Source organism: Pseudoalteromonas aurantia (assembly GCF_005886875.1).
GTDB lineage: Bacteria > Pseudomonadota > Gammaproteobacteria > Enterobacterales > Alteromonadaceae > Pseudoalteromonas > Pseudoalteromonas aurantia_A.
In genome coordinates this window covers 1-11,937 of sequence record NZ_PNBY01000135.1, presented here as the reverse complement: position 1 = coordinate 11,937, position 11,937 = coordinate 1, and the positions used below count along the sequence as shown (strand labels likewise).

Below are 11,937 nucleotides of genomic sequence, written 5' to 3'. Positions count from 1 at the left end.
CTAGATTTACGGGTTAGTATTTATGCGCCATCTGGTTCGAAGCCAAACTCACCAGAAATACATTCCGGATAGCCAGAAATTGCTCTTGCAGTAAGCATTCCAGCCATAACCGCAGCTTCAACGCAGCCAGCGTTCACACCAGTTTTGATCCAATCACCGGTAATATATAAATTTTGGAAATCAGTACCGTCAGTCGCTAATCGATATGCGCTGCTACCACTGACCGATAAAACATACCGTTCCGACGGGTCTACGTTGACTCGCCAATACTGATCATTGAATCGCTGCTGGCCAACAAGGCTCGGCTCACTATGTATTACAGACCAATCAAATTGACCAGCAATATAAGCATTCGGCCATAAAGGTTGCATTTCAATATTTAATTTATTGAGCGCATTTTGCTTCACTTTGGCTTTTTCACGTTTAACAAATTCATGATCTGTTTTTGGGGGGTAATTATCACAGCTACATGCACTACAGAAATACGCAATATTAACAGGGCCATTACTCGGCCAGTCCTCTTTAGATAACAAATTCGACATCGCTGCCCAAGTATCAAATGGCTGCGAAAATGCACTTAAAATGGGCCGCTCTTCGCTTGCTGGTGTGTAATTAAACCCAAGTTCTTCATCTGTTTTATTCAACCATACCTGAAACGCCTGTGTTGCTACTGTTTTAACGTGTTCAGCCTGCGCTGCTAATTTGGCGTCTTGGTGAAGTAACTCGGGGCACAAGTGCTCTAATGACGCAACGGATATACCAAAAACCACTTGGTCAAAATCGATACCACGTTTAAGCGTTTTTGTCGGTAATGGTTTATTGAATTCAGCTTGGTATATTTGTGGCCAATTAGTCCAAAAAGACTCCAAGTTAATATTATGCGATCTAATTAAATCAGCTTGCCTCGCATCAATTTGATCTAATAATGGCTGAGCAGGCCAACATGGCAAGCCTTTTACATCTACCAACGGTTCATACTGCTCATTTATCAGCGACACTTGCTGAGTGATAACAATATCTTCGACATAATGCGTACCATCCGCTTCGGTGTTGGCCGTCAATGCTTCTACTTGACTGAAAAACTCGAATTTAACGCCCCGTTGTTTGAGCAATTCGTACACTGGTGAGAAAATCACGTCCCCCATTCCAGCTTGCATTTTCCACATTACGCCGCCGTGATAGCATAAAATGATACGTAACATCGCTAAAGCTGCAACCCCAGCCTCTACATCGCCTTTTTTGAAATCTCCATCGACATAGCCAAACACGAGATCATAAAACCCGCGCACTGGCGCAGACTCAACACTGTACGTTTTATTTGCACCATTATTTCGTAGCCACTGTTTAAAATCTAAATGGTTTATTGACCCAAAGCCTTTTGAAAATACTTTATCCTTGATCAGCCCCGTTACCATAGCAATGGCAAGATCGGCACAAATATAGGCACGACGAATATTGTCGTTCTCGTCCAGCATGTCAGCTACTTCGCTATTTAACCAACGCTTGAGTTTTCTCACAACGTACCAAACAACCAGTCTGTCTCTAGGCTCACCCAAGTACTTATCTTGGGCTCTTAATGTCAGTAAGCGCTGTAGTTGATGCCCTAAAATACTCGGTGTTGACCAAATTTCTTTAAGTTCATCATGCGCACTATCAAAAAAATCTTCGACGTCATCTTCAATGTCATCGTATGCGTCTCTTACTTGCGACGCCAAATGCTGTAATAACCCACGATCTCGTCGCTTGGTTGTTTGTAATTTTGTTTGCTTGTGTGCTTTATCTACTTCGTATTCAATAGAATCAACGAACTTTCGTAACCACGCACCCAACATCTCAACCAACTGCCAGAAATGCAAATCGAGCGTACCATCGGCGGGATTACCTTCAATAACCGGAAAATCAATGGGCCATGTTTGCCATTCTTGCTCAATATATTCTTGTAATACCACAAAACTATGGGGTTTAAATGCGTCTTGCCAAGTACTCAAAGGGTCTGAATTAGGACGATCTAATTTGTTATAAACAGTTTCAATCATTTTAAACGAGTTGACATAGGCCCCAAACCACACATGTAACCCATGCTCTTCAATACGCTCTGCCATTTGCGCATTACGACCACTCGCTCCCTTCCCTCCTAAACGCCAACCGAGCTGATGGACCGTAATATCGTAATGTGATTGCCAATCATCTTTTTCAGTTAAATAAACCGCTGCCGTCATCGCAGCAACACCACCACCTAAAATAGCAATTTTTTGTTGTGTCATAATCGCGTTCCCTTCTCTACTAAAATCAGTAATTAAGCTAAAGAGGTATGAATTTCGTAAGCACCGTCTTGATCAAAATCCATATTGACATAATAGGGCAATACGGCCTGCTGCTCGCCAATTGCGATACCAAACATGTCGTCAAAAGGAAATGCATCGAGCTTATTTATCGTCACTCTATATTCGTCTTTTAAAAATCCAACCTTGTGGATTTTTTCAATCGTAGAAGGTGAATGAACCACCGCTTTGTATACTGATTCGTTCGCGAAGCCATCAGGAAATTGTTTGAACAAAATCTGATCCATTTGAGGGTTTTTAAACCCTTCTAAAAACTGCTTTATTAGCTCAGCACTTATATTTAAATCACCACAACTAGAATGCAGTAATTGAGATATTTCGTGACCAATTTCGACTAACTCTTCAAACCAGGTATCCTCATCTGCGATCCGCTTAACATTTAGCAATTCATGGCAACGCATTTTTGTTTCTGGAGTAAATGGATGAAAGGTATCTAAACTAATTGAAAAATAGTCAGCCTGTTTATAGGAAGTTGGCATTTCATATCGACATTGATATTTATTGTATCCCCACGTCTCTCGCCCATTAACTAATGCATTAATGTTGTTCACTGCAATAAATGCTGGGAACCAATATATGTGACTTACTTTCTGATCTGCTTTACTGACTTGCGCAATAGGCAACCATACGATGATGTCTGTCTCTTGCATCCAGCCATAACCACTAAATGGTGGGACTTTTGACGCGATATTTTCAATATCGGTGAATGTCAGTAAACAATAAGACGATAAGGGCTGAAAATAAAAAGTACTGCTTTGAACGGTATTTAATGTAGCATTAACAAATTCATGAATTTTTTCATAATCTCCGGCAATGAAAAACCCATACATCATGGCGTTTAACATTCTACATGGTGGCTTAGCAATTGGATTACCCGGAAAGTGCTGATAACGCCCATAAAGAGATTCAGTCATTGGCTGATGTCCTTTTTCTTCGTTATAAAGTGACCTCCACTTGATGATTTACAAGTGAGTTTTGAACGACAACTGCTTCTTGGTCGCACAAATGAGTATAGTGAAGATATGCGTATGTGTTGAAGTTTTGCGAAAGTGCATTCATAAAGCCATGGTTATACCTTGTACGAACACACTGAACACCAGAAACTGTTTTTAATCTAGAAATCACTGGTGAAATATCGAAATGTTCTTCTTTGTGCGGAAAATAAAGGTCAACGTGACATTGAGGGTGTAAATTCGTGTAATTACGTATTTGACCCGGATAAAACCCTATCATTTTTTGTACGCGTTTCAATGGTGTAGCTGCCAGCGCTCGCCAAGCAGCTACTGCCCCAGCACTAAACGCCACAATAAAATCAGGTTGTTCGTTAATGAGTGCCTCTTTTACTTTAAAAGCATAGCCATCATGGCCCATTGAAGTAATAAACCTGTCGTATGTTTTTTTTTCAGACTGCCCAGTTAAGTTTTGGCAGCTAGCATAAGGAGAGCATATAACCACTTTGGTGCCAAGCTCCTGTGCAAATGCATCTAGTTTGGGTGTGTGACCAAATATGTCACTGACAATTAGCGTAACCATATTATGTACTCTTCTTTGTGAGTTTTTATTTAGAAATTGTTACGCCAACCTCCGATCTTATCGGAAAAATATTAATCTTAAGCAATCAAGCTATCGCATTTTATGGAGTTAATCATTTGTATTCCATTAAAACCAAACATATTATGCAGTGCTTAAGCGTTATTATTTAAGGTTGGGACATATTAAGCGTAGCAGTGCTTTCTACTTTGTAAATTCAGTAATACAATTTAATTACACTAAGCTTACAAAAAATGTTCAAGCCATTTTTTTCTTTTTGCTACACTTAGTGAAGACTCCTATTACAGTAGGACAATAAATTGCGAATAATAGTGTCAGTAATAATACTTTGGGTGTTTCCAATAAATGCTAAATCTATCAACTGGATACGTTTAGATTTTGCCCCATATTATATACTAGAAGGCCAATTACAAGGGCAAGGTAGAGATGAGTTACTCATTCAACTCTTACATGACATGATGCCCGATCACACCTTCTCTAACAGTACGTTACCAGCTAGCCGTGCTATTCATGAGCTGTCTAATGCAAACAAAACTAATTGCATGATTTCACTTTATAAAACAACTAATAGAGCACGGTATATTCAATTCTCTGAACAATATTCAACCATAGGTTTATCACCTTCTATTGCGCTGCGAAAAGATATTATACAGGCGCTAAACTTAGCGCCAGGGCAACGAGTTTCGTTGCTTAAATTATTAAAAGAACATAAATTAACTGTTGGCGTGTCACTCAACCGCTCTTTTGGCAAAAAAATTGACTCTATATTGGCCACACTTCCCACTGAGCAGTTGATACTGCGCCCCGGTAAAGATCCATTAAAAAGCCTAACCTACATGCTGTTAAAGAAGCGATTGGATTTAATCATTGGTTACCCAAGCGAACATTATCACTTACAAACGTTATTAGAGAACGGCAACGAACTCGCTCAATTAGTTATTAGTGAAACAGATGATATTACGCGTGGGTATGTTGGGTGTACGAAAAATGCTGCTGGGCTTGCGTTAATTGCTGAGATAAATAAAGCATTAGCTCCTTTACATGATGAGCCTAAGTACAACGAAGTCATGCTTAAATGGCTACCCAATGAGCTTAAAGCACAATTGAACAGCCACTTACGCTAGTTAAATTACTTGCGGATCCCTTCGATGTGTAAACCAAGGTTAACGTGTGTTGAGGCTGGGCCTAAGTCATAGTCAATGCCATAGTCCGCCAATTTAATTTTAGTCGCACCTTCAAAACCAACGCGGTAGCCACCCCAAGGATCACTGCCTTCACCTAGTTTTTCAATGTCAAACGCAATCGTTTTTGTCACACCATGCAAGGTAAATTTACCTGTTACCTTAGCGTTGGTCTCATCGCTAAAGCTAATACTTGTGCTTTCAAAGGTCGCCTTTGGATACTTACTCACGTTTAAGAAATCACTACCTCTGAGGTGCTTATCTCTTTCTGCATGATTTGAATCGATTGAACGAGTGTCAATGACCAGCTTGATTACTGACTCATTTGGCTTTTTAGCGTCATAATTAAATTCGCCGTCAAACTGATTGAACCGGCCATGAAGCCAACTATAGCCAAGATGTTTAATTTTAAAATTTACAAACGCGTGCGCGCCCTTTGTATCAATAACATAGTCAGCTGCACTGGCTGTGGTTGATGTAACGCACGTCGCTAATAAACCTGCGATTAAAAACTTTTCCATACTATTGCTCCTCTTGTGGTGAACACATTCTTTTTAAGGTCAAATCTTTCAATATCCAATGATGATATAGGGCTGCGCTGGCGTGTATAACCACCAAGCCTATCAAGGTCCACGCTATGTATAGATGAACAACACCTGTAATATCACTTTGCTGTTCAAACAACTCTCCAATACTGGGCAACACAACTATCCCAAACACGTCAATACCCCGACCGTCAGCGGTTGAGATTAAATACCCTGATACAAACAAAATAAACAACAACGCATACATAGCAAGGTGTGCCAGTTTGGCAAGTCTATGTTGCAACTGATGACTTCTTTGAGCACTAGTTAGGTCTTGCACAGACTCATTTGTTAGTTTCCAAGCCAAACGTAAAATGATGAAAACGGCAACGATAACCCCTACGCCTTTATGAATAGTGAGTGCGTCTCTATACCAAGGGTCGTAGTAGCTTAAATCCACCATATACAACCCTAACCCAAACATAGCGAGAATGGCGCACGCACTGAGCCAGTGAAATACAATGGACACCCAGCCGTAACTGCGTTTCGTATTACGGAGCATACAAAACCTCCTCATCAACTTTAAACATTGACGCTAGCTTACCGAGAAACTTTAGTGAATGATACGCATATAAAAGCATAGTTAATGTGCATAGACGCACAGGATGGTGACGTATGTAAAAAAGCGCGGCACCAAAGGTAGCCACGCAAAGTTTTGGGGGGAAGTTAAAACCTTTGTCTAATTCTTATAAAAGTAACTGTCTTTGGTCATAGTGATACTGCTGTCTTCAAGTGCATCTATTGTGAATGTTATGGCTGTCGCTTTTTTACGTAAATCATACCCATCAGCAATAACGGTCACAGGCACCAACTCCATTTCTCCTGCCTCAATCACGATTCGAGTCGGCACTTTTAGAGTTGCACTTTCTAATCCACCTAAACTAATTTGATAGCTCATCGTTTGTTGCGTCTTATTAATAATGCTTAAGGTATATGGATTTTCGACTAACCCTTCATAATTCATACGATACAACGCATTTCTGTCGCGAATAACCGATGCCTCAATAGGTGTACGATTAAATGCCCAAACTATCATTGTTATAATGATCAAAGCAGTAAGGGAGGCATAACCTAGTAGTTTGAGCCTGAAAGGATCTGTCTTTATACCATTCGCTTGATTTTCACTTTCATAGCGAATGAGGTTTTTTTCGTAGCCAAATTTACTCATTGTGTCATTGCATGCATCAATACACAGACCACAGTTAATACACTCGTACTGCATGCCATTTCTGATATCAATACCTGCAGGACACACATCAACACATAAATTGCAGTCTACACAATCCCCTAATCCAGCTTTTTTGGGATCTTCTTTGCGCTTTCTCGGGCCACGGTTTTCACCACGCACGGTGTCATACGTCACCACCAATGTGTCCTTATCAAACATCACTGCCTGAAAACGAGAATAAGGGCAAGCGACGGTACACATTTTTTCTCTTAAGAATCCCGCATTACCATATGTACAAAACGCAAACAAAAACACCCAAAAGCTAGTCAACCCTGACCACTCCAATAAAAACATATCTGTATATAGTTTGTGTGCAGGAATAAAGTAAGCCATAAAAGACGTTGCAGTGAATACAGAAATCAATAACCAAGCTACATGCTTTAATGTTTTTTTACGCACTTTGTTAAATGACCAAGGGGATTTGTCTAGTTTTATTCGTTGATTTCGCGTGCCCTCAGTTTTATGCTCGACCCATGTAAATAACAGCATCCAAACTGTTTGCGGACATATATAGCCACACCAAACGCGGCCAAGCCAATTAGTCACAAAAAATAGCGCGAAAGCCCCTGACATAAATATCCACGCTATAATCATAAAATCTTGTGGTAAAAAGGTGGCCCCAAAAACTCTAAACTGCTGCGTTGCTACGTCTAACAAGACAGCTTGTTTACCTCCATATTGGATAAAGGGAATGGTAATGAAGGTTATCATCAGTAACCAACTTAAATAACGACGGATTTTTTGGAAGAAACCTTTTTGCTCACGGATATAAATCGGCCCCTCAGATTTATAGGGCTTAATGATCATATCTTCTTCTTTAATATCAAACTTCATAGTACTTGCTTTACATTGACAATAGACAGTTTGATGTTTGCAAGTTTCAGACCAAACTGAAACTTCATTAAGGCTCTGATTTTTAATAAAAATAAATTTAAACACAGCAGGTAAAACGCGATATATCACGAACGCACGCGACATATCGCGATTTATTTAACTTCTAACTATACCCAGCTTTTTCATTTTTGATCTTAACGTGCTTTCTGGCATCCCCAATTTCATTGCCGCGCCATTTTCGCCTGCCACACGCCAATGACTAACTTGCAACACCATTTCTATATGAGCACGCTCCACATCTAACAACAAGTAGCTCCCTTTTTTACTACCATAATTGTCTCCAGATAACGGCTGACTCAGGTTAAGTAATCGATGCGTGCTCAATATCGCTTCTCTTTCTAAGATATTTTGTAACTCTCTGATATTCCCTGGCCAGTCATAGGCTTGTAGTTTTTTTATGGTATCTTTCGACACACCTTTTAGCTGTTTGCCTAGTCGCTTATTTAGTTGAGATATTAGATTCGCGCATAACACTGGAATATCTTCTTTTCTTTCTCTTAGCGCTGGCACCTTAATTGGAAATACATTCAAACGATAATATAAATCCATGCGAAATGCGCCAGTTTCAACCATCGCCCATAAATCTCGATTAGTCGCAGCTATTACCCGCAAATCTACGTGCAAAGTTTGGCTGCCCCCAACCCGTTCAAACTCTCTCTCTTGTAACACCCTAAGTAACTTACTCTGAGCCTCTAAGGGTAGCTCCCCTATTTCATCTAAAAATAATGTGCCTTTATCTGCTAACTCAAAACGCCCTTTACGCTTTTCGTTTGCCCCTGTAAATGCCCCTTTCTCATGTCCAAACAACTCAGACTCCAAAAGACTTGGCGTGAATGCAGCACAATTCACTTTTACAAATGGCATGGCTTGGCGATTGCTTAAACGATGCAAATTACGCGCAACAAGTTCTTTACCTGTGCCATTTTCACCTAAAATTAAAACGGTGCTATCAGTGGTGCTCACTAATTTAATTTGTTCCAACATGGTTTGAAATATATGGCTGTGACCGACTAATCCTGAGTCTTGCCAATCGGCATTTAACTCAGAGAGAAGGTATGAATTTTCATCTTTTAATTGCTCACTTAAACATTGCACCTGTGCTAATGCATCTCTTAAAGCACGTTCAGTATCATGCTGCTGAGATACATCGCGAAATATCGCGACCGCACCAATCAACGCACCATCTTTATAAACGGGTGTTGACGTATACTCAACAGCAAAACAGCTTCCATCTTTACGCCAAAAAACTTCATCTGTAATATGGCGATGCTTACCGTCAAACATAGTGCAATATATCTGGCATTCATCAGCAGGGTACGGTGAACCATCTGCATGACTATGATGATGGTATTGATGTATTTTCTTCCCTAATAAATCATCTTCAGTCCACCCTGTCATTCTTTCTGCTGCAGGGTTTACAAAAACCGCATTGCCAGAGAGATCAAAGCCATAAATACCTTCTCCAACAGAATTGAGTAAGAGCTCTGGATCATTTAAAAATCGTTTAACTACATTTGACATATTTAACCTCGCGAAATATCACGATTAACATATCAAATTACATATGGCCTGGCGAGTATTGCCAAGTCAGATTGGGTAAAAAGCCCCTTTTTATATAAGTAAAACAACCTATTCGACTGCTTATCGCGATAATCGTACCTATTCTTTAATTGTGACTTGTTCAATAACAATCGGTTCATAAGGCACATCATCATGGCCAGCCACCCTGCCTGTTTTTACTTTTTCTATTTGCTTTATCACCTCTAATCCGGCTGTTACCTGACCAAAAGCGCAGTAGCCCCACCCCTCATTCGTTGTCGAGAAATGATCAAGAAACGCGTTATCAGCTGTATTAATAAAAAACTGTGCAGACGCTGAGTGCGGCGCATCAGTCCTTGCCATTGCAATGGTACCTAAGGTATTTTTCAACCCTCGATTCGCTTCATTGACGATACTTTCTCGAGTTGGCTTTTCTTTCATTTTGGCAGTGAAACCGCCTCCTTGGATCATAAACCCTTTAATAACTCGGTGAAAAATTGTGCCCTGATAAAAGCCATCCTCACAATACTGTAAAAAGTTCTTTCTCGTTACCGGTGCGGTAGTTGTATCGAGCTCTATCTCAATATCACCAAAGTTTGTTGTAAATATAACCATTCTATTGCTTCACTCAATTAAAAAATTATAGTTACATATAGTACGATCTTTTTAATATCCGCAATACATTTTCATTGCCTAACAGTCGTGATTTAACCCTTAATTCTGCTGTTATTGATGACTTGGACTCAGTGCTTCACGTTTATCTCGAAGCTGAGAACGCATGACAAGCACAGGGCGTTCTACCAAAAAATACAGTAATGCTGCCGTTAATAAAGTCACAGCTGCAAAAACGAAAAATGTGGCACCCCCTCCGATTCTCTTAGAGTCAAATATATACACATTTACTACATGGAAAACTGATTTATGGGTCAAACCATGCTTTTAGCACGCTTGGTGCACTATACCAATGCCATGGATACTGAAATACAATCAGATCGCATTATCCGTCTTATCAGCTATGAATTGTCATACATACTCCCTCAAATTTTTATAATTACAGTGGATGAAACGAACACATCAATGAGGTCTGACCATAATGGATAGGTTACTCTGAACAAAGTACTTTTCTTAAATAACGTAAAATGTTAAAATGATATAATATCACATAACAAACTCACCTTTATGAACAGTCACCTTCATGCTCAAAATCACCATCCACTTCCCACACAATATGTTATCGATGATACAGCCAATGTCCTCGGCGAAATTTATAAAGATGACACATCCCTCGTTTGTTATTGCCAGCGCGCACCTTGGGCGCTTTCTCGAGCTGCACATAGCTTTGCAAAAAACCAAGACGGTGAAGTATTAAGATATCAAGGTAAAATAGACCCTGAACTGACCACAAGACTTAAAAATATATTTTGCCACAGTGCACATGGCAACCTCATTGTTAATCATATAGAGCTGATGCTAACTATGTTCGATACTCTTTTTGAACCCAAAGAAATTGGCCTAAGGGTTATTTCTTGTACAGAAGCGCACAGTCCGGCATTTCATGAAAATAAAATGATTGCTAGAATGACGTCAAGCTTAGGCGGAAGCGGAGAACGCTGGATTGAGCGAAAATATGCACAATATTACCCGTTAGAAAAAGGGCAAATTTCTGCACAAATCAAAGCACCCCACACAAATTATATTAACAGCTTATGTGATGGGGATATCGCTATTTATAAAGGTACGAACTGGCTAGATCACGAACACAGCGCGCTCATAAGTGCATCTCCTGAATTTAATGAAGCAGATGCCAAATTATGTACATATATTGATTTTCTTGGCTAAATTATCATTCTCTAAGGCAGTGATCTAATTTACACGATATTTATCCCAGCCAAAGTACCACCATCAAGCGGCAATGCAACGCCAATTATGTAGCTAGCCTGTTCAGATGACAGCCATAATACTGAAGATACGATCTCTTCGCAGCGTGCAACACGACCAAGCGGCTGTAATTTAGCTAAATGCGCTTTCATATCATCGGACATCGTTGCGAGCATTGGCGTGTCTACGCTCGCAGGACAGATGTAATTAACCCTACACCCTACTCAGCGCTTTCCAATGCCGCTGTTTTAGTCAGTCCAACCACGTCATATTTCGCAACACAATAAGCAGTATCTGCACCTTTTGCAGCTGTAAGCCCTAACACCGAGGCATTATTTATTATATTACCAAAGCCCTGCGCATACATTAACTTTAATTGTTCGCGTAAACACAGCCCCGTTCCCTTAAGATTAATACTCTGCACTTGATCACACTGCTCTACAGTGCAGTCTGTAACAGATGCCATCACGCCAAAACCCACATTGTTAAATGCAATGTCTATGGCCTGTATTATCCCAAAAAAAGATAGAATAAAGGCTTCATCTACAATATCACTCGCAAAACTCAACACCTCACAGCTCAGAGACTCTTCCAGTAACACGAGCGCATATTCGTTAATATCAAGCAGTGCCAATTTTGCCTCTTGCTGAGCATAAGAAAGTGCTGCTGTTTTTCCTATTCCCGAGGCTGCACCACTGATAAATACCACTTTATCTTAAAATCAGGGCAAGAGCATGAAA

Annotated in this window: 12 protein-coding genes and 1 pseudogene; 2 read left to right on the top strand and 11 right to left on the bottom strand. The window is 40.1% G+C overall.

The window, feature by feature from the left end; translation table 11 throughout:
- Positions 1-20 precede the first annotated feature (20 nt).
- Genes CWC18_RS19415 through CWC18_RS19405 form a run of 3 tightly spaced genes read right to left on the bottom strand, consistent with a single transcriptional unit; the run spans position 21 to position 3,875 of the window.
- Positions 21-2,264 carry an NAD(P)-binding protein gene (locus tag CWC18_RS19415; protein ID WP_138675917.1) on the bottom strand — a complete coding sequence of 748 codons (2,244 nt, stop codon included), beginning with the start codon at positions 2,262-2,264 and terminating at the stop codon, positions 21-23.
- Positions 2,265-2,296: 32 nt separating this feature from the next.
- Positions 2,297-3,256: an acetoacetate decarboxylase gene (locus CWC18_RS19410; protein WP_138675916.1), complete on the bottom strand. Its 960-nt coding sequence runs from the start codon at positions 3,254-3,256 to the stop codon at positions 2,297-2,299.
- 22 nt (positions 3,257-3,278) lie between these two features.
- On the bottom strand, positions 3,279-3,875 hold the full coding sequence (locus tag CWC18_RS19405; RefSeq protein WP_138590033.1) for a hypothetical protein: 597 nt from the start codon (positions 3,873-3,875) through the stop codon (positions 3,279-3,281).
- A 329-nt stretch (positions 3,876-4,204) separates the two neighbouring features.
- Here CWC18_RS19405 and CWC18_RS19400 point away from each other — a divergent pair, with 329 nt between their 5' ends.
- Positions 4,205-5,017 (top strand): transporter substrate-binding domain-containing protein, encoded by an 813-nt coding sequence (locus CWC18_RS19400; protein ID WP_138675915.1) that lies wholly within the window; start codon positions 4,205-4,207, stop codon positions 5,015-5,017.
- A 5-nt stretch (positions 5,018-5,022) separates the two neighbouring features.
- On the opposite strand, the gene CWC18_RS19395 is transcribed toward CWC18_RS19400, so the two are convergent.
- From CWC18_RS19395 to CWC18_RS22015, 6 genes are all read right to left on the bottom strand, one after another.
- Positions 5,023-5,595, bottom strand: coding sequence for a YceI family protein (locus tag CWC18_RS19395; RefSeq protein ID WP_138675914.1), 573 nt, complete (start codon positions 5,593-5,595; stop codon positions 5,023-5,025).
- Position 5,596: 1 nt separating this feature from the next.
- Complete coding sequence (locus tag CWC18_RS19390; RefSeq protein ID WP_138675913.1) at positions 5,597-6,160, bottom strand: cytochrome b; 564 nt, start codon at positions 6,158-6,160, stop codon at positions 5,597-5,599.
- Between the two features lie 177 nt (positions 6,161-6,337).
- On the bottom strand, positions 6,338-7,720 hold the full coding sequence (ccoG, locus tag CWC18_RS19385) for a cytochrome c oxidase accessory protein CcoG (RefSeq protein WP_138675912.1): 1,383 nt from the start codon (positions 7,718-7,720) through the stop codon (positions 6,338-6,340).
- Between the two features lie 156 nt (positions 7,721-7,876).
- Entirely contained in the window at positions 7,877-9,301 is a 1,425-nt protein-coding gene (locus CWC18_RS19380) for a sigma-54 interaction domain-containing protein (RefSeq protein WP_138675911.1), read from the bottom strand.
- Between the two features lie 138 nt (positions 9,302-9,439).
- Positions 9,440-9,934 (bottom strand): peptidylprolyl isomerase, encoded by a 495-nt coding sequence (locus tag CWC18_RS19375; protein ID WP_138590045.1) that lies wholly within the window; start codon positions 9,932-9,934, stop codon positions 9,440-9,442.
- A gap of 304 nt (positions 9,935-10,238) precedes the next feature.
- Positions 10,239-10,307: a hypothetical protein gene (locus CWC18_RS22015; RefSeq protein ID WP_432760763.1), complete on the bottom strand. Its 69-nt coding sequence runs from the start codon at positions 10,305-10,307 to the stop codon at positions 10,239-10,241.
- Positions 10,308-10,498: 191 nt separating this feature from the next.
- Between CWC18_RS22015 and CWC18_RS19365 the strand changes: the two genes are divergently transcribed.
- Complete coding sequence (locus CWC18_RS19365) at positions 10,499-11,158, top strand: DUF1826 domain-containing protein (RefSeq protein ID WP_138675910.1); 660 nt, start codon at positions 10,499-10,501, stop codon at positions 11,156-11,158.
- Positions 11,159-11,187: 29 nt separating this feature from the next.
- Here CWC18_RS19365 and CWC18_RS21795 read toward each other — a convergent pair.
- Both CWC18_RS21795 and CWC18_RS19355 read right to left on the bottom strand, forming a co-directional pair.
- Positions 11,188-11,406, bottom strand: a pseudogene (locus tag CWC18_RS21795) (SDR family oxidoreductase); the annotation flags it as partial.
- Positions 11,407-11,417: 11 nt separating this feature from the next.
- A complete protein-coding gene (locus CWC18_RS19355) occupies positions 11,418-11,906 on the bottom strand; it encodes an SDR family oxidoreductase (RefSeq protein ID WP_138675908.1) in 489 nt (162 codons plus the stop codon).
- Positions 11,907-11,937: the final 31 nt, after the last annotated feature.

Coding starts and splice junctions, on each gene's coding strand:
- CWC18_RS19365 (WP_138675910.1), top strand. CDS start 10,499: ATGAACAGTCACCTTCATGCTCAAAATCACCATCCACTTCCCACACAA.
- CWC18_RS19395 (WP_138675914.1), bottom strand. CDS start 5,595: ATGGAAAAGTTTTTAATCGCAGGTTTATTAGCGACGTGCGTTACATCA.
- CWC18_RS19380 (WP_138675911.1), bottom strand. CDS start 9,301: ATGTCAAATGTAGTTAAACGATTTTTAAATGATCCAGAGCTCTTACTC.
- CWC18_RS19390 (WP_138675913.1), bottom strand. CDS start 6,160: ATGCTCCGTAATACGAAACGCAGTTACGGCTGGGTGTCCATTGTATTT.
- ccoG (WP_138675912.1), bottom strand. CDS start 7,720: ATGAAGTTTGATATTAAAGAAGAAGATATGATCATTAAGCCCTATAAA.
- CWC18_RS19375 (WP_138590045.1), bottom strand. CDS start 9,934: ATGGTTATATTTACAACAAACTTTGGTGATATTGAGATAGAGCTCGAT.
- CWC18_RS19405 (WP_138590033.1), bottom strand. CDS start 3,875: ATGGTTACGCTAATTGTCAGTGACATATTTGGTCACACACCCAAACTA.
- CWC18_RS19415 (WP_138675917.1), bottom strand. CDS start 2,264: ATGACACAACAAAAAATTGCTATTTTAGGTGGTGGTGTTGCTGCGATG.
- CWC18_RS19410 (WP_138675916.1), bottom strand. CDS start 3,256: ATGACTGAATCTCTTTATGGGCGTTATCAGCACTTTCCGGGTAATCCA.